This window comes from Paraburkholderia sediminicola (assembly GCF_046027825.1).
Classification (GTDB): Bacteria; Pseudomonadota; Gammaproteobacteria; order Burkholderiales; family Burkholderiaceae; genus Paraburkholderia; species Paraburkholderia sediminicola_D.
The window spans coordinates 65858-87097 of sequence record NZ_JAQQDU010000018.1 but is presented as its reverse complement, the minus strand read 5'-3'; the positions used below and the strand labels follow the sequence as shown (position 1 = coordinate 87097).

Below are 21240 nucleotides of genomic sequence, written 5' to 3'. Positions count from 1 at the left end.
ATCGGCACGCGGATCGGCCAGCGCGTAGCTTGCCGGCGTATGGATTGCCGACACGGCGTGGGCAACCTTGGCATAGGCATCGGTCGTGGCATCACCACGGCTGTGCCGGATAGTTGAGCTTGCCTGTGGCCTTGTCCTTCGGCCACACCACGACCACCTTGCCGTCCTGAATCTGCGCCATGTTGTTCAGGAACGCGGGGTTGTCACCCTTGCTGTCGAAGTGAACCGTGCCGATCAGCGTATCAAATGGTCGCGCGCGCAACTCGCTGGCGATACCGCCATTCTTGAGCGTGCCCTTATCCGCGGCGCTCGCGAGCGCCTGGAACAGCACCATCGATTGCACGTAGGAGAACTCGGCCAGATAGTCGGGGTCCTTGTTATAGGCCTTCTGATAGGCGGCGACGAACGCCTTGCCTTCAGGCGAAGCGAATTGCACCGGATGCGGCAGCATCGCGTTACCGACCGCGTTGTTGACCAGATCCGGGAACTCGCTCGCCATCTTCGGTGTGGCGAGCGACCAGCAGCCGATCACGGCCTTCAGTTGCGGCTTGAGCACCTTCGCCGCGCGCAGAATGCCGATATAGTCGTTCTCGTAGCCCATCATCACCATCACGTCGGGCTTGTCCTGCAGCTTGATCTTGTTGACGATCGGCTTGAAGTCGGTCATCGCCGGATCGAACTCATGCACCGTGACCTTGACGCCCTTTGCGCTCAGCGCAGCCGAGACATCTTTGGACAGGTCGGTGGTGGCCTGCTTGGTCGACGAGACGATGGAGACGGATTTCACGTTCATGTCGGTCAGCAGGCCGACCATCGCTTTCGAATAGCCAGATGCAGGACCGATCCGGAAAAAGTTCTTCAGGCCGCGTGAGGTCATCGCACTATCCACGCCGCCCGATGTGATGTACACGAGTCCGGCTTTGTCGGCGGCCTCGGACGCCGGGCTCACGGCGTTGGAGCCGTAGCCGCCTGTAATGGCCAGCACGCCTTGCGAGGCGAGCTTCTCCACGGCGGAGACGGCTTTGGCCGGCTGCGCTTCGTCGTCGACGATGGTGAGCTTCACCGTATGCCGCGGGTCGCGCTGATTGAAGACGTCGGCCGCGACCTGGATGCCTTCGAGTTGCGCATTGCCGGCGCGCGCCATGCTGCCGGTCAAGGGCAACTCCACGCCGACCGGCAGTTCCGCGGCCTGCGCCCATGTGGCGAGTGCAAGCGCGGACACAGCGGCCACGGCTTTGAGCGACACGGCGAGCGGTGCAGTAGTACTACGTTTCATACCTGTCTCCTGCTTTTGTATTTATCCAGTGAGGCTTCGGTCTCTAGCGAGCCTTTCGTCATCACTGCGCCGCGGCGCGCATCATGTTGCGTGCAATCACGATCTGCTGAATCTGGCTGGTGCCTTCGTAGATACGGAACAGCCGCACGTCGCGATAGAAGCGCTCCACGCCGTAGTCGGCCATATAGCCCGCGCCGCCATGAATCTGCACCGCGCGATCCGCGACCCGTCCACACATTTCCGAGGCAAACAGCTTGGCGCACGACGCCTCCGTACTGACGTTCTCGCCCGCATCGCGCTTGCGTGCCGCATCGAGCACCATGCATCGCGCCGCATACAATTCCGTTTGACTATCGGCGAGCATCGCCTGAATCAGCTGAAATTCCGCGATCGGCTGACCGAACTGCTTGCGCTCCATCGCGTAGCGCAAGGCATCGTCAAGCACGCGCTGCGCGACACCGACACAGATCGCCGCGATATGAATGCGGCCCTTGTCGAGCACCTTCATCGCCGTCTTGAAGCCGACGCCCTCCCTGCCGCCGATCACGTTGTGCGCCGGCACACGGCAGTTCTCGAAGATTACGTCGCAGGTATGCGCGCCCTTCTGACCCATCTTGCGATCCCGCTTGCCGAAGCTGATGCCAGGCGTATTCGCCTCGACAATGAACGCGGTAATGCCGCCCGCGCGCGGCTCGTCCGGATTGGTGCGCGCCATCAGCGTAAAGATGCCGGCCTGCGGCGCGTTGGTAATAAAGCGCTTCGTGCCGTTGACCACGTAGTGATCGCCGTCCCGCACAGCACGCGTTCTCAGCGACGCCGCATCCGAACCCGACTCGGGTTCCGTCAACGCAAACGACGCAATCGTCTCGCCGCTCGCGAGCTTCGGCAGCCATTGCGCCTTCTGTTCCTCGGTCCCGTCGATCACGATGCCTTGCGAGCCGATCCCGACCGTCGTGCCGATGATCGAGCGGAACGCGGGCGAGGTCTTGCCGAGTTCGAACATAACGAGCACTTCTTCTTCCATCGTCAGATCGAGGCCGCCGTACTGCTCGGGAATCGTCAGGCCGAACAGGCCCAGGGCTTTCATGTCGTTGACGATGTCGACGGGAATCTCGTCGGTTTCGGCAACGCGCTCTTCGTTCGGCACGAGACGTTCACGCACGAAGCGTGCGACGTTGTCGAGCAGAACGTTCATGGTTTCCTGATCGCGGATCATCGCGGCTTTCCTCTTTCGTGAATGGGTTGTGCAGCGCGCGGCTTACCATGGCACGCCTGGATAGACGGGTTTTGCCGTTGCATAGTCGGCAGGCCATACCACGGCGAGCTTGCCGTCGTGCGTGAACTGGCCCATGTGCGCGACGTAGCCGGGGTTGTCGCCGCGCGCGTCGAAGCTCACCTTGCCGAGGAAGGTGCCGTTGCCGGCGCTCTGGCGCAGGCTGTCGGCGAGGCCGCCCTTGTCGAGCGTGCCGGCCTTCTGTGCGCGGGCAATCGCGTCGAACAGCAACTGCGCGTACGCGAACGACGTCTGCGACTGATAGTTGGAGTCGGTTTTGAAGAGCCGCCGATACGTGTCGGAAAACTCCCGCTGATCGGCCGAGCGGTAATCGGCCGGCGAGGCGAGCACGGTCGCGCCGTACACGTTCGGCACCAGATCGGGAAACGACGTCGCCATCTTCGGGCTCGCGAAGGCCCACGGCGCGGCGATCGCTTTCAGATTGGGTTTGAGCACTTTCGCGGCGCGCAGAATGCCGACGTAGTCGTTCTCGTAACCGATCATCGCCATCGCATCCGATTTATCCTGCAGCTTGACTTTGTTGATGATCGGCTTGAAGTCGCTCATCGACGGATCGAACGCGTGCAGCGTGGTGGTCATGCCTTTAGCTTTGAGCGCGGTATCGAGTTGCTGCGCGAGGTCGCTGGTCGCATCTTTAGTGGAGTAGACGATCGACACCGACTTCACGCCGAGTTCTTCGAACAGGCCGAGCATGCCCTTCGTATAGCCCGGCGTATTGCTGACCCGGAAGAAATTCTTCAGGCCGCGGCGCACCATGTCGTCGCTGGTGCCACCCGACGTGACATACACGATACCGGCCTTGCTCGCCGCTTCCGATGCAGGCCCTGCGCAATTCGAATTGGCCGCGCCCGCGATCGCCACCACGTTCTGCGACGCGAGTTTTTCGACAGCGGCTACGGCTTTGGCGGGATTCGATTCGTCGTCGATCGCAACCAGCGTGATCTTGTTCTGCGGATTGCGGCGGTTGTAGACGTCGGCGGCGACCTGGATGCCCCGATACATCTCTGTGCCGGCCTGGGCGAGCGAGCCGGTCAGCGGCAACTCGACGCCGACACGCCACTCAGCGGCGTTCGTCTGAACAGGCAAGCCGGCCAATAACAGAGCGCTACCGAGAAAGCTCGCGGCCAGCCGGCCGCGCGATGCGAACTGCTTCATGTCTCCTCCGTGGCCTGATTGGCCTGTTTTTTGAGGTGCTGCGGCCGCCTCCTGAAACCGCGCTGCGCGGCGGCGTGGCGCTTTGACGCTTACTCGTGCGCTTGCAATTCCTCGGCTAGCGCACGCAGTTTTTGCTTGAGCAGCTTGCCGCTCGCGGTGGTCGGAATCGAATCGACGCGGACGATTTGCGCGGGCCGCTTGTAGGCGGACAGCCGGTCGGCCAGATAGTCCTGCAATGCTTCAACGTCGAATTCGGCGTCCTCTTTCAACTCGACGAAGGCGATCACTTCCTCGTTGCCGTCGCTGGTCGCGCGGCCCACCACGGCCGATTGCCTGATCGAATCGTGCGTATTGATCACCGACTCCACTTCGATCGGATAGACGTTAAAGCCCGAGCGGATGATCAGATCCTTGGTGCGGCCGACGATAAACAAGGCGCCGTCGTCAGCCAGACGGCCAATATCGCCGGTGTTCAGCCAGCCGCCGGGGCGCAACGCTTCTTCGGTTTGTTCAGGGGCGCGGTAGTAGCCGCACATCACGCCTGGCCCACGCACCCAGAGCTCGCCAGGCGTGCCACGCTCGACGTCTTCGCCATCGGCGTCGACGATGCGCAGTTCCGCGCCCTCGACGATCTCGCCCGACGAACAATCCTGGCGCGGCCGGTCCATCCGCGTAATGAACAGCGAGCCCGCGTATTCCGTCATCCCGTAGCCGTGGTGCAGCGGCTGGCCGAACAGCGCCTCGACGTTCTGCTTCAGCGTCAGATCGAGCGGGCCGCCGCCGGTGTAGAGATAACGCAGCTTCGGCGTGAAACGCACGCCGCCTTGTTCGCGTGCCTGCGCGACGATTCGCGTGAACATGGTCGGCACGCCTTGCAGGATCGAGATTTCATCGGCGGCGAGCGCGGCGAGGACCTCTTCGGCACTGAAACGCGCCGCTAGCAGCAGACTCGCGCCGGCCTGGAAAGTAGCGAGCAGCAGCGTCGCGAGGCCAAAAATGTGCGAGATCGGCATCACGGCGTACGCGCAATCGGCCGGACCCATGTTGCGCGAGGTCGCCGAAACCCGCGCGAAATGCAGCAGACCGCGATGCGTCGCCATCACACCTTTGGGCTTGCCCGTAGTGCCCGACGTATAAATCAGCAACGCCACCTTGCGGGCCAGCGCCTCCGGTTCGCGTGTGATATCGGCATCATGGCCGCCAATCATCAGCGGACCGAGCCCAGGTGGGGCGATTTCACGCGCCCGATACCGGACGCCGTGACGCACCGCATCGGGCGATGCCGCGTGCGTGAAGATCATCAGACGCGGCGTGCAATGTTCGCGGATCGACTCGATCTCGCGTTCGGACAAGCGCGCGTTGACGATCGCGGGCCATGCGCCCAGCTCCGACAAGGCGAATAGCAGCGTAATCACCGCCGTGCAGTTTTCCGCGACGATCATCACGCGGTCACCGGTGTCGACGCCCTGCTCGCGCAAAAATTGCCCTGCTGCTTCGACGTTTTGCCACAGATGTCCAAAGCTCAACTGCCGGCCGTCTTCGCGAATCGCGATGGCATCGGGCGCGGCCGCTGCCCAGTAACGCGGAATGTCGCTGATCTTGTGCGGCTCCAGTGCAGCCAATGTCATGTTCCCTATCCTCTGTGCTGCGCGACGCCAGAAATACGCCGCTCGACTGGATGCCAGTGTGTTCGAGCCACGCGGCCCTAACAATTTGTTTTCAGCGAAGTGGGGATTCGGCCTGGCTTAACCTGGTAGTTTTACCGACGCCCCGGCGCCGAACTCACCGTGCCCGGCGAACGGGGGAATTGCAGAGCAAGAGTCGGGGTGCGGCGCGTTGGGCATGTGCTTACACTCAGTCATCGTTCGATGAATCGCCTTGTGGAGAATACTGATGAATACGGTTGCGGAGGGTCTGCGCTCGCAGTCGGGGGAGCTGGAACTGGGGTTCGCGCCCAAACTGAAACACGCTGGACCAACGGAGACAGACTCCGGCACCGTCACCAGTTCGCTTACGCGCCGTGTCGACGCCGTCGACTGGTTTAATGTCGAAGAAGAACTGAATGGCTGCGGCTGCGCGATGCTGCGCAATCTGCTCAGTGTCCAGGAATGCGATGCGCTGTCCGCACTCTATCCGCGCGACGACCTGTATCGCAGTCGCGTCGTGATGGCGCGGCATGGTTTCGGCCGCGGTGAATACAAGTACTTTGCGTATCCGCTGCCGCAACCGGTGGCGGCGTTGCGCGAGGCGCTCTATCCGCGCCTCGCGCCAGTGGCGAATCGCTGGAATGAGGTGATGAAGATCGATGTGCGCTATCCGGCAGCGCACGACGAATTCATCGAGCGCTGCCACGCCGCCGGTCAAATGCGCCCGACTCCCCTGATTCTTCAATACGCCACCGACGACTACAACTGCCTGCATCAGGATCTGTACGGCGAACACGTCTTCCCGCTTCAGGTCGCGATTCTGCTGTCCGAGCCCGGCGCGGACTTCACGGGCGGGGAGTTCGTCATGACGGAGCAGCGTCCACGGATGCAGTCGCGCACGGAAGTCGTGCCGCTCGGCAAGGGCGACGCCGTGGTGTTTGCGGTGCATCAACGGCCAGTGCAAGGGTCGCGCGGCGTGTATCGCGTGAATCTGCGGCATGGCGTGAGCCGCCTGCGGTCGGGCCACCGGCATACCCTTGGGGTGATTTTCCACGACGCGACCTGATTGAGTTCAACACGGCGCGCACCGGTCTCGAAGACCGCGCCGCCAGGCCGCAAAACCGTTTCGCGCGGGCTTCATCCTTACTGGTGCTGCCCTGCTGCACCGCCGCAAAAAATTCGACAAACGTAATTTTGACCCGGTATCATCCGGGAAAACCCGAATCCGCCGGACGCGCTGCGCCACCCTTTGCAGCGTATTCGGCGTGCCTGTTCGCGTGTTATTGCCTGTCGTCGGACGGGGCTTCCAGCCGGTGATCCCGGCACGGCAGCCTCATTCGACGATACGAAGGTGGCGAGCTCGCATGCCCGCCCTGTCGCAATCGGCCAAAAGCCGGTGGCGGCCATTTAGCCTGGATATCATCGATCATGATTGCTTCCGCGTTTTCGCGCGTCGCCGACCGCCTGCTGGTTGCGGACCCGGGACTCGTGCGTCTCCATACTGCGCTACGCGTTGCGCTTGCCTGCCTGCTAACCGGCCTTGCCAGCATCGCGTGGACCGTCTTTCATCACCAACCGATTACCCTCGCCGCACCCGGCATCCTCTTTGCGATGGTGGCGCCGTTGTTCGTGCGCGATGCGCGGCCGCCGGCGTGGTTCGGCACATTGTTCCGTCTTTATCTCTGCGCCTGCGTGTGCTTTGCGGCAGCGAGCGTACTGAGCCGTTATCCGCTTGCTGGGGATGCGGGCTTCCTGGTCGTGATGTTCGTCGGCATGCTGGTTCAGGCGTGCGGTCCGCGTGCGCTGGGCTGCGCGATGCTGGGCGTGGTGTGTTTCTACCTGGGGCTGTACCTGCATCCTTCGTCCTTGCACCTTGTGCAATCGCTCTTGCTGTCCGCGTTCGGACCGCTGATGGTCACGCTGGTCGGCCGTGTGATCGTGCCGATGCGGGCGGTTGCCAGCTTCCGGCTTGCCATTCACACGGTGACGTTGCGCGCATCGCGTGTACTCGCCGCGCCGAGTGCGGTGCATCTGTCGGCGCTGAACGAAGCCGCGCTCTCGCTTGAAGAACAGTTGGCGTTGCTGAATCCGCCGGATACCGAGACGATCCGTGAACGGATAGTCGAAGTGGAAGTCGCGGCGGGGCAGCATGTGTTTGCTTCATCGGCTGCAGGTGGCAGCACACAAGCGAGTGCGGACGTGCTGCGTCATGCGATTGGCCGGCTCAGGGAGATTGCGCATCGGGGCCATGCGCGGCGCCACGCTTCGACTTTGTCGGCTGGCGGTGCAGGCGCTCAGTCCGTGGCGCAATGGTTTGCCGATTTGCGCACCAGGCTCTGCTGGTTGCCGGCTACGCGCGCCACGACCGCAGCTTTTCTCGCCATGCTGATCGGCCATTCGCTGTCTCCAGAGCGCTGGTTCTGGGCGGTCATCACGACGTTCGTGGTGTTCCTCGGCACGCGGTCACGCGCTGACACGGTCTATCGCGGCGCCCAGCGCCTCGCGGGGACGCTGGCTGGCGCGCTAGTCAGCGTGTTGCTGGCCGCGCCGCTGCACGACTCGCCGGTGCTGCTCGTGGCAGCGATGGTGCTGTGCGTGTTCGGTTGGGCCTACTACATCCTGAGTGCGTATGCGCCAGGGGTGTTTTTCATTACCGTGCTCGTCGGGCTCGTGTATGGCGAGCTGGGCTTCGCGATGGGACCGCTAGTTGAGTTGCGGATCGAAGAAGTGCTGATCGGTTGCCTTGTGTCGTTTGCGGTCGCGATTTTGATGATGCCGCTAGCAGCGACTCGCCATGTTGAGACGAGACTTGGGGCTGTGCTTGGCGCACTGCGCGAGGTGGTGCGGCTTGCTGGGTCCGCTCCTCAGACGTCTGAGACGGCGCCGGCCATGCGCAAGCTTGATCGCGCCTGGCATGATCTGCGGATCGCGCTGAAACCGCTACAGACTCAGCGGGTAGTGGTGTGGAATCCTGGCGTTGAATTGGCCACCGGTTCGCTGCTTTGTTGTTTGCACTGGGCGCGGGTGTTGAGTGATCCTTCGCGGCGCGGCGCGTCGTCGGGAGAGGTGGCGCTCAATGCGGCGGATGTCGGCGCGGCGCATGTGGAATCGATTGTGGCGCGGCTGGATTCGCTGATCGCACGGTATAACGGTGACGGCGGCGTAGCGGATTCTGCGCGCAGCGAGTTGGATGAGCGTGTGTTGGTGACTGCTGCCATTAATGTCGATCCGGCAAAGACACCGGCCCTCGCTCAGCTAGATGGCGCCGTCGCCCAGTTGTTTGATCGGTTGACGCAGCCGGTTGTGGAAACGCGGAGGGTGTTCAATTGGACGCTTCGGGGGAAAAGCGCGTAAGCGGCGATAGGCGACGAGTCTGGTTTTGTTTGCCTACCGCGCTGGCGGGACAGTTGCTCTTGTGAACTTGTCCACAGAAAATGTTCGCAAGGCTGTGGATAACACCCCCACAACCACCCCAAGCCATTGATGTAAAACCATTCCTGCACACTGGGCGCCAAAAGGCGCCCCCTCACCCCGCAGCAATCTCGAACCACGCGCCATGCGTGCGATCACGATCAAGCACTCGTGACTCCGCATGACCGTCGGCGCATAGCGCAACACCGAACACCCCTTCCCCACGCGTGGCGAGTTGCCGGCGCAAGGCCGCGCCTTCAACAGTGACACTCGCGGCATCAACACGCACGGGGCTCAACAACACGACCGACGCATCGCCAATCGACACCGTCGCCGACACAGCTCCCAGCCCCGGCAAAGCCACCGCCCGCGTCTCCCGTTCACTCACACCGAGCAACGCCCGATATCGCTGCACACTCGCCTTGAGATCCTCCACGGCGACCGTCAAACTCGCCACCCCTCGCACGCCGTTCGCGTGTTCACGCACCGCGCCTTCAGCCACACGCAAATTACGCGGCGTGATATCCGCACACAGGAACGGCAAGTCACTGGTCCGCGGCCGGCCGATTTGCCACTCGAGCCGCGCGCCGTCCGGACGCACACGCCCACCCGCCTGCGGACCGTCGTATTGCAATCCACGCCCCTGCGCGGCGTCAATCACGGCGCCCACGCTCGACGGCAACAACGCGTAATCGACAAAACCATCGCCGTGACGCTGCCCCACGTCCCACCACCGACGCTGCGGCGCCGCCTGCAAGAAAGCAATCAGCTCAATGTAACTGCCGTCGGCGAAACCGATCAGCGCGTTGTGCGTCACGCCATCGGCATGGGTGCCGCCTTGTTGCACGGTGAAACCGAGCGCAGTGAAATCTTCAATGGTCTGCATCAGGTCGTGGACGCGAATCACGATGTGGTCGAGTGAAAGGCTCATGGTGCAAATGTCGTGAATGATCGGATAGTTCGATAGGCGAAGGGATAGGATGCCTACTTCTGCGCAACCGTCGCCTTGCTGTCAAGCAACACCCACTTGTCGTTCTTCACCACCACGTTGATGTTCTTCACGCCAATCACACGACGCGTCGCCGGATCGAAATTAGCCTTGCCGAACACGACGCTCGGAATGTCATGCAGCTTCGGCAGCGCATCACGCACGGCTTTGCGGTCGGGGCCACCGGCGCGCAGCGCGTAGGCGGCAATGATGACGGCGTCGTACGCATAGGCGTTGAACGCGTCCGGCTCGCGATGGTATTTCGCTTCGAAGCGGTTGACGAAGCTCTGCACCTCAGGCCCGGACTCACCCGGGAAGAAGCTGGTGTTCGTCGCCACGCCATTGACGGCCTCACCGCCGAGTTCGAGGAACTTCGGCGAATACACGGAACTGGCCGCGGCGATCGGCAGGTTGATGCCGCTCGTCCGTGCCTGGCGGGCGATCTGCGCGCCGTCGGAGTAGTACGAGATGAGCACGATGCCGTCTGGGTTGGCAGCGCTCACGCGCACCAGCGTCGCGCGGAAATCTTTCTCGGCCGGCTGATAGCCTTCGGCCGCAACGACTTGCGCGCCGCGTTCATTGGCGGCTTTGACGAAGACGTCTTTGCTCGTGCGCCCCCAGTCGGTGTTCAGATAGAGCACGGCAATACGCTTGAGGCCGAGCGTTTTCACAGCGAGATCGGCGAGCAGCGGCTGGGCGTCGGCCTGACTGACCGAGGGACTCCAGATGTAATCGCCGCCCTTGGTGAAGTCAGGATGCGAGTTGGTGAAGCCGAGCTGCACAAGGCCGGCATGCTGGTAAATCGGCGAGGCGGCCATCGAAGCCGGACTGGAGAAATCGCCGAGTTCAATCAGGATGCGCGGGTCGCTGACGAACTTCTGCGCGATCGTGATGGATTGGCGTGGGTCGCTCTGGCTGTCCTCGAAAACGTAGTTCAGCGGGCGGCCGTTGATGCCGTTGTGGCTGTTGATCTCATCCAGCGCGAGATCGAAGCCGGCCTTCCATTGCGCGCCGTACTGAGCGTTCTGGCCGGTCAGCGGGCCGCTCACGCCGATCAGGATCGGATCGCCCGAAGGTGGCGCTGCTATGGCCGTTGTTGTCGCCGTGATTGCCGATGCGGCCAGCAGCAGAAGTGCCGTGATGCGAGTGGCCCATGATGGGCGCAGGCTTGATGTGTTCGACATGGCTCCAGGCTCGGTTTGCTTGAGATTGGAGTGAGTGTCGGATGCGCCCGGGGTTCGGGCAACCAAGCGATTCGCATATCGTTATGCAGCCACGGAACTTGTCCACAGAAAATGTTCATAGGCTTGTTGATAACAACGGGGCTACCCACCTAAGTGCTTGACGCAGATCGGTTTGTTGCTTGCGGTGCGGGGGATGCAGTGATGATCGACTACGCGGTTCGCGAGGACAGCGCATTGCGGAGGCGCAGCTTATCCACAGATTTTGTTCGCAAGCCTGTGGATAACATTCTGGCAAGCGCGCCAAGTACTTGATGTAGTTGGCTTCTCTTGCGCTGCACGTCGGCGTGACCGCATTCGCGGTCACGCCAATAGCGCCAAAGGGTAAGCGGCTTCACCGCGGATTGCGCGGTCACGCCGCGTACATCAAAGGTAAGCGGACTTCGCCGCGCTGCGGCTCGCAGGCGCCAGCAGTTTGCTCCGCTCAACCATGGCGCCGAACAGCAGCCCAACGGTCGTCCACATAATCACCTGCATCCCGATTGCCGCGACGCGGAACTTCCACAACAGCACCGCCGGGAAGGCCGCCGGTACTTCGTTGATCACCGGCATCGACAACTGCACAGCAGCAATGATCACAACAAACACCACACCGGCCACGATCGAGCCATTCCACGCGCCCAGCTTGAGCGCCGCGCGGCGTCGCACCTTCAGCGAGAACACCATCGTGGCCAGCGAGATCGCAATCATCAGGAAGAACAAGCCGGTCCGCATCCCGATCGTCTCGGGGTCGCCCACCGAGGGTGGATTCGCCGGATATTTGATGTTCGGGACAATCACCAGCGTGATAAACGCGCCAAGCGCCAACCACGCGGACAACGCACGCGCGCTCAATGCGCCGACGCGTCCATATGCATACGCAAACACCAGTGAGAAAAGGCCGCCGAATGCAGCGCCATACGTCACCACACCCGTCAACAATCCCAGCCCGGCTTGCGTTTCACGGCTCACGATTTCGGGTTCGGGCGCTTCGCCTTTGGCGGCATCGGCTTTTTCTTCGAAGGAAATCGCCTGATCGACCTGCGGCTCGCCTACCACTCTGGCGAAGCCGAACGTGAGCAACCCTGCGGCGATGCCTGCAAGCATCCCGCGTACCAACAATTTACCAACCATGTTTAACTCCGTTAGTGGCAAGGAAAGCCGAGCAGATGGCGGCCGTCGTGCACGAATTCATGCACGTACATACCCGGCACCAGCGAGGTGGCACCTTCTTCTGCACCAACGAAATAAATGGCGAGCAACAGCAGCAAACCGCCGAACACGACCCACGGCAACAACTCACGCAGCGGAATCGGCGTGGGTTGAGCGACGGGTTGAGTCGCAGAATCGAAAACAGCGTTGGACATAATGGACATCTCCTGGGGGTAACGCGCCCCGAAAGTCGATTGAAGAAAGATAGTGCGAAGTTCAGGTCTGGCTTTCGGCAGTAAATGCCGATTACAGTGGCGCGACCGCGCCGGGCTCTCACCGGCTTCCGTACTTCGCAGTGCGCGTTATTCTACGCGCTAAACTTCGCCTCCCGGAAACGCAATGCATGCGTCTCGCGTTAATCAGGCCTCTATGGAACTCAACTGAATGGACACACGGCTGTTACTGATCAGCCACGCATCGACCGCGGCGATGCGCGCGGCCCGCTTCCCCGCCGATGATCCGCTCGATGCACGCGGCATCGCCGAAGCAGGCGCGACACGTGTGCGTCTGTCGATTCCGGACGACGCGGCGGCTTTCGTCAGCCCTGCCGTTTGCGCGCGCGATACGGCGTTGGCCTTGGGTCTCAGCGCATCGGTCCACAAGGGGCTCGCGGATATGGACTACGGCCTGTGGCATGGCCGCTGCCTCGCTGATCTCGCCGTCGAAGCACCGCAAGACGTCGCCGCGTGGACACACGATCCGGACGCTGCCGCACACGGTGGCGAGTCATTCAGTCAACTCGTGAAGCGGGTAGGACAGTGGCTCGATGCGCTAGACGACGCGTTGAGCGAGGGCGTGCCCCGAGCAACGGACAGTGCATCAAGCGATAGAACGAACGGGACAAAAGACCGCGCGTTAAGCGCAGGAACAGGCAACGCGCAGCGTAATACGGAACATGTCGTCGCCATCACGCACGCGCCGGTAATCAGGGCCGCGATTGTTCATGCGCTCGAGGCATCGCCGGCGGTGTTTCCGCGCATTGAGATCGCGCCGCTTTCGATGGTTGAGTTGCGACACTCGCGACGCGGCTGGACGTGGTGGCCGGCGTCACAGTAACGACGGCCGGACATCTGCCGCGTGCGAATAGCTGACTCGAAGCCCACGTACCCGCTTACGTACCCCATCACTTACCCGATACAACCAACCTCAGCTTGTTCGAACCGGCCCGCGTCAACGTGATATCGGTCCGCCTCGCGCGTGTACCTAGATAAAAGTGCTGACGTCCCGGCGAATTCTGCTCATGCGTCGCGTCCGGCAGACACGCTGCGATGTCCGCCGCGACGGACTGCAGCGCGTCCGCACTCGAGCCGGCGTCATGGTGCGGCGTCCACGTGCATTGGTAGCTGCCACGGCTCGCCGAGCATTGCGCGTCATCGCCGTAGGGTTGCGCGACGCCTTTACCGTCTTCCGGTGTCAGCGAGGCCAAACCGTCCGGTGCCGCTGCGACAATCCGTTTGAGCGACGCGCACGGGCTCGGCGCATCGTCGGCATTCGCCCCGCACGGCAGCAAGGCGCTCAGCGATACAGCGGTGATCGCGGCGGCGAGAATTCTGGTCTTGTTCATATCGGCGCAGTCCTTCGGAAGGTGGCTCACGGATGGCATGAGTGGAGTAGCACGCTTCGTGCCCATACCCGCCGACCGCACCTTGGTTAACGCAGTTCATGCCCCTGGATAGGCATGCGCCGAACGCCTCGATCAGCGTTTTGAGAACACACGTCAACTGCCGACGCCGAACAACGCGACCAATCCCTGCGCCGATGAAAAAATCCCCTTCGCATCATGCCCAACGCCGTCGATCACAAGCGTACGATGCTTCGCCAATCCTTCCGGATGCCTCAACGCCATATAACGCGCGTAAGCCAGTCCACGCTCCAGCCGATGAGCCCCTTGCGTCTGCGCGGCACATGAACGGTCAAGTGCCGGATGCTGCGGATCGCAATCCGCGCCGCCGAGCAGCACGGTGACATCACGACGCGCATAGCGCGACTCGAGTACACGAGCAGAACCCGCGTCCCCGCTAGTCGAAACATAGGCAGGCAGCCCCTCAAGCCCATACTTCCAGCGATTAAACGACGGACACGCCGCCGCATCGAACGCTGCGAACTCGCCGGATGCAGTCGGCCGCATCGCATCGAAGTACACATACGATGATGGATTCGCGACCACATAGCGCAGCGCGATCCCGCGCGCAACGAGCGTTGCTTCACCCTGCGTCACTACGGCATAGCGCTGCACCACCTGGCCACCGCCCGAATGCCCTGCGATCACCACCTCGCTCAGCGACGCAAACTGCTCGCGCGACGCCAACGTATGCAAGATCGCGTCAAGCACATCGAACGAACTGAGCGGCGCCGGACCTTCGGCATTCTCACCGCCCATCCAGCTCGTCCACTCCCAATGCAGCATGGACGGCGGTAAGGCATGTGCGCTAACGTCTGCGCTCGCGAGAAATTGCGGCACGATCAGTAGCGTATCGGCCGCGTCGCCACCGGCAAGCGCGCACGCGCGCTCCGCCAGATCGAAGTACGTATCCGCATTGCGTAAGCGTCCGTGAATCAGAATCACCGCGCGCTTAACGTCACGCGTCGGCACAAGCCAGTCGCCGTTCGCGAGCACTGGCACGGTGCCGCCGCCCGCTTGCGTCGCGACACTCAGATGCCGGCTCGCGACGACCGCGACCGGATGCTCATTCGGCGCGCGTTCGTCATCTGTGATCAAAGGCTGGGTCATGCAATAAGCTCTGGTTAATCCAATAAATCTAACGAGTGACGGCTAACGCGGCGCGACGAACTTCGCAGTTGCGCTGCCCGCCTCGCGTCCCGATCGCGTGAAATACACCATCGCAAGCGATACGAAACCGGCAAAAATCAGATAGAACGCCGGCGTCAAACTGCTGCCGGTCAGATGCGTCAGGCCGGTGATGGTGAGCGGCGCCATGCCGCCGAATACCGTCACCGCAATGTTGTACGACAGCGCCACACCCGCCGAACGACTACGTACCGGAAACAGCGTCGCAAGCATGCCGGGATGCGCACCGGACATGGCGGCGAGGAACACCGTCGCGACCATCTGCGCGATGAACAGATGCCCCGGTGTCGGATTGGTCACGACGAAGTGATAAAGCGGATACACGCACACCATCCACGCGATCACGATCGGATAGAACAGCCGGTATGCGCCGTAGCGATCGGCGAGCTTGCCGGACAGAGGAAACAGAAACAGATTCAGGACGCCCGACACAAACGCGCCGAGCAGCGCGGTGGAGAGCGGCAGATGCAGTTGCCGCTCGACATAGACGGATAGATACGAGTGCCACACGTAATTGGTCGCTGCGCCGACAATGATCACGCCCATCGCGCAGATCGCCGCATCGCCGTTATCGCGGAAGAACTGGCGCACCGTCACGCGCGGCGGCTTGTCTTTGTGATCAAGCAAACGCTCGAACTCCGGCGACTCAGCCACACGATGCCGGATGTAGAAACCGAACGGCCCTGCCAGCGCGCCGAACAGAAACGGCAGACGCCAGCCCCATGCCACCAGTTGCTCGTGCGTAAGTTGCGTGGTCAGCAGATAACCGACACCCGACGAAAGCAGCAACGCAAACGCCTGCGCCGACATATTGAAGCTGCCATAGAACATCTTCTTGTGCGGCGGCGCATACTCGACGAGCATCGCCGAGGCGGTCGCGAACTGCCCGCCCACCGACAACCCTTGCAAGAGCCGTGCGAGCACCACGAGCAACGGCGCCGCGATGCCGATGCTGGCATAACCGGGCGTGAGGCCCATCAACAGCGTGCTCGCCGCCATCGAAATGATCAGCAGCGACAGCGCTGTGCGCCGCCCCGCCCGGTCTGCGTAGATGCCGAACAGAATGCCGCCGATCGGCCGTACGATGAAGCCGACGGCGAACGTAGCGAGCGTCAGCATGATCGACACGAAGCCACTGCCACTGGGAAAGAATACCTGCGCGATGATCTTCGCGAAGTAGCCGTAGATCAGGAAATCGAACCACTCGAGCCCGTTGCCGAGCACCGAGGCGAAGATCGCGCGCCGCACCATCGACGGGCTCAAGCCGTTGGATGCCTCCGTAGCGGACCCCGCACCGTCACGCTGATTCAAGCTCGCCTCACTCATTGCTCGCATCCCTGGGTATCGAACATCGCCGACAGTGCGCAGACGGATGTCAGCATGCGCGCGCCATCGTGGCCGACGCCCGGCACGATATGAAAGCTCTGGTTCAGTCCTTCAGGATGACGCGACTGGATATACCGGTAATAAGCTTCTGCACGCGCGAAGCGCTGCGGACCTTGCGCTTCGGCAGCACAGCTTCTATCGAGCGCGCTTTGCTGCGGATCGGTATCCGCGCCGCCGACCAGGTAGTCGATCCGGCGCGACGCATAGGTCGCTTCGAGTTGCGCGGGCGAGCGGTCATTGAGGTACGGCGGCCGATTGTCCATGCCGTATTTCCACTGATTGAAGTCAGCGCATTGCGCGGCGTCGAACGGCGCCGCGACACCTTGCGCATTCGGCCGTTGCGCGTCGAAATACGCATACGTCGATGGGTTCGCGACCACGTAGCGCACGTCGATGCCTTCGCGGGTCAGCACGTCGATGTTACGCGCCGCCACGGCGTAACGCTGCACGACCTGTGCGCCGCCCGAATGTCCTGCGAACACCACGTGTTGCAGATTCGGAAACAGCTTGCGATCCGCGAGACGCGCAACGATCGCGTCCAGCACCGCGTACGAACTGATAGGCAGCGGCGCCCGCGCCGCCTCGCCGCCCATCCACGCGTCGCCCTTCCAGCGCAGCAGATCGGCCGGCTCGTCATGCGCGCGCATGTCGAGCGTGGCAAGGAACTGCGGTGCGATCAGAAGCGTGGCGTCGGCGTCCGCATGAGCCGCTTCGCGTGCATTTTGCGCAGTGCGGAAGTACACGTCGGCGTTGCGCAATTTGCCGTGAACCACGATCACCGCGCGCGTCACCTGGGGTTGCGCGACGTTCCAATCCTTCGACAGATACAGCGGGAATTCAGCTTGCCCTTGTGACGTGTCGATCGTGAACCGGGTATCCGAGATCACCGCCGCCGGCTTCAGATGGGATGCGTGAGCATTCACCGCGAATGCCGGTGGTGCGAGCCATGTCAGCATCGCTGCGCCAACGGCCAGGCCGCCCCTCGCCAAACATCGTAAACGATTGAATGTCATGCACCTTGCTCCTGATTGCTGTGCACCGTCTTGAACGCGGTGCATCGTCGAATCCGTCGTTGATAAGCCCAAAAATCCAGAACCAGCACCAGCCGACGCGATGAACCAGATCGTAGGACCGGACGGGCCAAATGTAAAATACCTGTTTTTCGCACCCTCCATATTTATAAAATATGGCAATGAACAGAACGTAAAGCGGCCAGGGAGACGGAACACCATGGAGCTTCGCCACTTGCGCTACTTCCTGGCAGTTGCCGAGGAAGGTCAATTCACGCGTGCGGCTGAGCGGCTGGCGATGCAACAGCCGCCACTCTCGCAGCAGATTCGAACGCTGGAAGAAGAGATCGGCTTCGAACTATTCGTGCGCATGCCGCGCGGCGTAACCTTGACGCCCGCGGGGCAGGCCTTTGCGGAAGACGCGCAACGCTTGCTGCAAGACCTGCAGCAGTCGGTGGACAAGGCGCATCGGATCGCGCGCGGCGAACTCGGCACGATCTCGATCGGCCTCACCAGTTCGGCTGCGTTCCATCCCTTCACGACGGAGACGATCCGGGCCTTTCGCGCGGTGTGTCCCGAAGTCGCCGTGGAGCTTGCCGAGCTCAACGCGGCGGAGATTATCGAGCGTCTGGCCGCGGGGCAGATTCAGGCCGCGTTTCTCCGCAAGCCGGTCGACGCGCGCGAGGGCGTGGCGTTCGAGTTATTGCTCGACGAGCCGATGGTGGTGGTATTGCCTGTTGGGCATCCATTGCTAAAGGGGGCGGGCAAAAAACGGCCACAGGTGTCGTTAAAGGCGCTGGCGCACGAGGACTTCATTCTGGTCCGTCGGCCGGGAGCACCTGGCATGTATGCGGACATCCTGGCAGCGTGCCGACAAGCCGGGTTCGTGCCGCGGATTGCGCGCGAGGTGCCGCGCATGGTGTCGGGGATCAATCTGGTCGCAGCAGGGTTAGGGGTCACGCTGGTGCCGGCGTCGATGCAACGTTACGACCAGGTGGGAACGGTGTATTGCACGTTGCTGAATCCCGCGAAGTTGAGCGCCCCATTGCATCTTGCCTACCCTGCGGGACTACGCAATAGCGCTGCGACCCGCTTCATCGAACTGGTGAAGGCGCGCATTCACGGCTGAATGTGCCGGGCTCCTGCGCCAGCGCCACACAGACCGGTGTCACAAAAAATCCGCAATTCAATAGTTTGCTAACGAATATTTTAGAAATACAATACCGGCCATGTCGAATCTCGATGCCTTGCGCCGCACCGTAAGCAGCACCCTGGTCGTCGCTGCCAGAAAATGGCGGCGCACAAGCCATGGCGTGCTCGCGGCCTTCAACGTCTCCGAAGCGTGCGCCACGCCGCTCCTGACCGCCAGCCGGCTCGGCGAAGCGGTGCGGCAGGTCACGCTGGCCGATCACATCGGTATTGAAGGGCCCTCGCTCGTGCGGCTACTCGATCAACTGTGCGCCGCCGGCCTGATGCGCCGCGACGAAGATCCCGAAGACCGGCGCGCCAAGACCGTGGTGCTCACCGATGAGGGCCGCGCCGTCACCGCGAAAATGGAAGAAGAACTTAATACGTTGCGCGCGCAGGCTTTGAAAGGTATCCCGCGCAGCGATCTCGAAGCGACCTTGCGGGTGCTGGCCGCTTTCACGGCCGACACAGCGGCGCCACCCAATACCAGGGACGCCAAGTAACGGTTTATGGCCTATCCCACCATTCGCGACTGGCTGTTCTCGGTCAAGACGTTTGCCGCGGCGATGATCGCGCTCTATATCGGTCTCGCGCTCGAGTTGCCGCGGCCGTACTGGGCGATGGCCACCGTCTACATCGTATCGAATCCGTTTGTCGGCGCGACCCGCTCCAAGGCGCTCTATCGCGCACTCGGCACTGCACTCGGCGCGTCGGCCGCGGTGCTGCTGGTACCGCCGTTCGTCGAATCGCCCTATCTGTTCAGCGTGATCGTCGCGTTGTGGACCGGCACGCTGCTGTATCTGGCCGTGTCTGACCGTACCGCGCGCAGTTACGTGTTCATGCTGGCGGCGTACACCATGCCGATCATCGCCTTGCCTTCGGTGACCAATCCAGGCGGCGTGTTCGATCTGGCTATCAGCCGCACCGAGGAGATTCTGCTCGGCATAGTGTGCGCGAGCATTGTCGGCAGTTCGCTGTTTCCTAGCCGGCTCGCGCCCACCCTTATCGAGCGCACCGACGCGTGGTTTCGCGACGCGGCGTTCTATGCGACCGAAACGCTGTCCGGGCGCATTGCGGGCTCGGCAATCTCGGGGGCTCGCCAGCGGATCGCGTCCACCATCAACGGGCTGGAACTGCTGCTGAGCCAGCTTGCCTACGACAATACCCGGCCGGACATCCTGACCCACGCTCACGAGTTGCGCGGGCGCATGCAGTTACTGCTGCCGATGATGTCGGCGCTGGCCGATCCGCTGATCGCGCTGTACAACAGCGGCCGGCAGACATGGCCAGAGGGTCTCGAAGCGTTGCTCAACGACGTCATCAAGTGGTTCAATACGCCGCTTCCCGCGGCCAGCGGGGGTCATCACCCCGACGCGGTCGCCAACGCATTGCGCGAGCGCATCGCCGCGATGCAGCCGACGCCGGCCGCCCTCGCAAACTGGGACAGCGCGCTGCTTTCGAACGCACTGTGGCGTATGAAACAGGTGATCGATGTGTGGCAAGACTGCCGCTCGCTGCGCATCATCATCGCGCGCGAAGAAGGCTCGTGGCGGCCACGCTTCCGCCATTGGCGGCTGGGCGGCACCGAGCAGTTCTTCGACCGCGGCATCATGCTGTTTTCAACGGTTTCCGCGGGCGCTGCCGTGATTATCGCGTGCAGTCTGTGGATCAGCTCAGGCTGGGCGGACGGCGCCAGTGCGGTGACGCTGGCGGCGATCGCCTGCTGCTTCTTCGCCGCGCTCGACGAACCCGCGCCCATGGTGTTCAGGTTCTTCGTCGCCACGGCAATCGCCGTAGTGGCCGCCGGCATTTATCTGTTCGCCGTACTGCCGCATGTGCATGATTTTCCGATGCTGGTCATCCTGTTCGCCGCGCCGTTCATTCTCGTCGGCACGCTGATCCCGCGCCCGCAGTTCAATATGGTCACGGTGCTGGTGGCCGTCAATACCGCCACCTTCATCAGCATTCAGGATGCCTACTCGGCCGACTTTCTGATCTTCCTGAACAGCAATCTCGCGGGCCTCGCCGGCTTGCTCTATGCCTATCTGTGGACCCGCGTGACGCGCCCGTTCGGCGCCGAATTCGCGGCTTCCCGGCTGTTGCGCTCGAGCTGGGCCGACGTGGCGCTGACGGCATCCACAAGGCCGATCGAAGACCCCCGCAATCTCGCCGCACGCATGCTCGACCGTCTGATGCAGCTAATCCCGCGCCTTGCCGCCACGGATGACCATCGCCATCCGTCGATCGAAAGCTTCCGCGATCTGCGCATTGCCTTCAATGCACTCGATCTGCGCCGCGTGACCGCCAGGCTCGGCGGCGAAGCACCGGCCGCGATCGAGCATGTCCTCGACGACGTGCGTCAATACTTCGAAACCTGCATCGACCGGCGCGTGCGCCAACCGGTGCCCGAGAGCCTGATGTCGTCGATCGATGCAGCCGTGGCGCGCGTTACGGCACAAGGGCTCGCCAATGCCGGCGCGCCGAGCCCGACCTCGCAAACCTCGGCACGCCGGCTGCGCGAGGCGCTGCACGCGCTGGTCGGCTTGCGTCTTTCGCTGTTTCCGGCCACGCTAATCACACCCACGCCGCCCGAACCGGAGGCCGCTGCCTGATGCGCCCGTCCCGCAACCCGATCCACCCTTTTT

The 21240-nt window shown here is 62.5% G+C and carries 18 protein-coding genes and 1 riboswitch; of the genes, 6 read left to right on the top strand and 12 right to left on the bottom strand.

The window, feature by feature from the left end; all coding sequences use genetic code 11:
* Nucleotides 1–91: 91 nt before the first annotated feature.
* The 4 genes from PQQ96_RS12785 to PQQ96_RS12770 all read right to left on the bottom strand — a co-directional run bounded on the left by PQQ96_RS12785 (nucleotide 92) and on the right by PQQ96_RS12770 (nucleotide 5353).
* Nucleotides 92–1276, bottom strand: a complete 1185-nt coding sequence (locus PQQ96_RS12785; RefSeq protein ID WP_408292102.1) for an ABC transporter substrate-binding protein — start codon at nucleotides 1274–1276, stop codon at nucleotides 92–94.
* Nucleotides 1277–1337: 61 nt separating this feature from the next.
* Nucleotides 1338–2492, bottom strand: coding sequence for an acyl-CoA dehydrogenase family protein (locus PQQ96_RS12780; protein ID WP_408292100.1), 1155 nt, complete (start codon nucleotides 2490–2492; stop codon nucleotides 1338–1340).
* A gap of 42 nt (nucleotides 2493–2534) precedes the next feature.
* Complete coding sequence (locus tag PQQ96_RS12775; RefSeq protein WP_408292099.1) at nucleotides 2535–3725, bottom strand: ABC transporter substrate-binding protein; 1191 nt, start codon at nucleotides 3723–3725, stop codon at nucleotides 2535–2537.
* Between the two features lie 89 nt (nucleotides 3726–3814).
* Nucleotides 3815–5353, bottom strand: coding sequence for a class I adenylate-forming enzyme family protein (locus PQQ96_RS12770; protein WP_408292097.1), 1539 nt, complete (start codon nucleotides 5351–5353; stop codon nucleotides 3815–3817).
* A gap of 265 nt (nucleotides 5354–5618) precedes the next feature.
* Between PQQ96_RS12770 and PQQ96_RS12765 the strand changes: the two genes are divergently transcribed.
* Both PQQ96_RS12765 and PQQ96_RS12760 read left to right on the top strand, forming a co-directional pair.
* Nucleotides 5619–6437: a 2OG-Fe(II) oxygenase gene (locus PQQ96_RS12765; protein WP_408292095.1), complete on the top strand. Its 819-nt coding sequence runs from the start codon at nucleotides 5619–5621 to the stop codon at nucleotides 6435–6437.
* Between the two features lie 362 nt (nucleotides 6438–6799).
* On the top strand, nucleotides 6800–8725 hold the full coding sequence (locus PQQ96_RS12760; protein ID WP_408292093.1) for an FUSC family protein: 1926 nt from the start codon (nucleotides 6800–6802) through the stop codon (nucleotides 8723–8725).
* A gap of 172 nt (nucleotides 8726–8897) precedes the next feature.
* Here PQQ96_RS12760 and PQQ96_RS12755 read toward each other — a convergent pair whose 3' ends face one another.
* The 4 genes from PQQ96_RS12755 to PQQ96_RS12740 all read right to left on the bottom strand — a co-directional run bounded on the left by PQQ96_RS12755 (nucleotide 8898) and on the right by PQQ96_RS12740 (nucleotide 12357).
* A complete protein-coding gene (locus PQQ96_RS12755) occupies nucleotides 8898–9713 on the bottom strand; it encodes a VOC family protein (protein ID WP_408292092.1) in 816 nt (271 codons plus the stop codon).
* A gap of 53 nt (nucleotides 9714–9766) precedes the next feature.
* Complete coding sequence (locus PQQ96_RS12750) at nucleotides 9767–10954, bottom strand: ABC transporter substrate-binding protein (protein ID WP_408292090.1); 1188 nt, start codon at nucleotides 10952–10954, stop codon at nucleotides 9767–9769.
* A gap of 423 nt (nucleotides 10955–11377) precedes the next feature.
* Nucleotides 11378–12124 carry a CbtA family protein gene (locus PQQ96_RS12745; protein WP_408292088.1) on the bottom strand — a complete coding sequence of 249 codons (747 nt, stop codon included), beginning with the start codon at nucleotides 12122–12124 and terminating at the stop codon, nucleotides 11378–11380.
* A gap of 11 nt (nucleotides 12125–12135) precedes the next feature.
* The gene (locus PQQ96_RS12740) at nucleotides 12136–12357 is read right to left on the bottom strand and encodes a CbtB domain-containing protein (RefSeq protein WP_120348989.1); all 222 of its coding nucleotides are present in this window, start codon (nucleotides 12355–12357) and stop codon (nucleotides 12136–12138) included.
* A 53-nt stretch (nucleotides 12358–12410) separates the two neighbouring features.
* A riboswitch (adenosylcobalamin (AdoCbl) riboswitch) is annotated at nucleotides 12411–12497 on the bottom strand.
* 89 nt (nucleotides 12498–12586) lie between these two features.
* Here PQQ96_RS12740 and PQQ96_RS12735 point away from each other — a divergent pair.
* Nucleotides 12587–13258: a histidine phosphatase family protein gene (locus tag PQQ96_RS12735; protein WP_408292086.1), complete on the top strand. Its 672-nt coding sequence runs from the start codon at nucleotides 12587–12589 to the stop codon at nucleotides 13256–13258.
* Between the two features lie 67 nt (nucleotides 13259–13325).
* Here the strand turns inward: PQQ96_RS12735 and PQQ96_RS12730 are convergent, their stop codons facing one another.
* The 4 genes from PQQ96_RS12730 to PQQ96_RS12715 all read right to left on the bottom strand — a co-directional run bounded on the left by PQQ96_RS12730 (nucleotide 13326) and on the right by PQQ96_RS12715 (nucleotide 17410).
* Nucleotides 13326–13766 (bottom strand): hypothetical protein, encoded by a 441-nt coding sequence (locus tag PQQ96_RS12730; RefSeq protein ID WP_408292084.1) that lies wholly within the window; start codon nucleotides 13764–13766, stop codon nucleotides 13326–13328.
* A 153-nt stretch (nucleotides 13767–13919) separates the two neighbouring features.
* Nucleotides 13920–14933 carry an alpha/beta hydrolase gene (locus PQQ96_RS12725; protein ID WP_408292082.1) on the bottom strand — a complete coding sequence of 338 codons (1014 nt, stop codon included), beginning with the start codon at nucleotides 14931–14933 and terminating at the stop codon, nucleotides 13920–13922.
* A gap of 42 nt (nucleotides 14934–14975) precedes the next feature.
* Entirely contained in the window at nucleotides 14976–16337 is a 1362-nt protein-coding gene (locus tag PQQ96_RS12720; protein WP_408292080.1) for an MFS transporter, read from the bottom strand.
* Nucleotides 16334–17410 carry an alpha/beta hydrolase gene (locus PQQ96_RS12715; RefSeq protein ID WP_408292078.1) on the bottom strand — a complete coding sequence of 359 codons (1077 nt, stop codon included), beginning with the start codon at nucleotides 17408–17410 and terminating at the stop codon, nucleotides 16334–16336. Before PQQ96_RS12715 ends, PQQ96_RS12720 begins: the two co-directional genes overlap by 4 nt.
* Before the next feature lie 217 nt (nucleotides 17411–17627).
* On the opposite strand from PQQ96_RS12715, the gene PQQ96_RS12710 reads away from it, so the two are divergent.
* From PQQ96_RS12710 to PQQ96_RS12700, 3 genes are all read left to right on the top strand, one after another.
* Entirely contained in the window at nucleotides 17628–18536 is a 909-nt protein-coding gene (locus PQQ96_RS12710) for a LysR family transcriptional regulator (protein ID WP_408292076.1), read from the top strand.
* Nucleotides 18537–18636: 100 nt separating this feature from the next.
* Nucleotides 18637–19098 carry a MarR family winged helix-turn-helix transcriptional regulator gene (locus PQQ96_RS12705; RefSeq protein ID WP_408292074.1) on the top strand — a complete coding sequence of 154 codons (462 nt, stop codon included), beginning with the start codon at nucleotides 18637–18639 and terminating at the stop codon, nucleotides 19096–19098.
* Between the two features lie 6 nt (nucleotides 19099–19104).
* On the top strand, nucleotides 19105–21207 hold the full coding sequence (locus PQQ96_RS12700; RefSeq protein WP_408292072.1) for an FUSC family protein: 2103 nt from the start codon (nucleotides 19105–19107) through the stop codon (nucleotides 21205–21207).
* The last annotated feature ends 33 nt before the right edge of the window (nucleotides 21208–21240 follow it).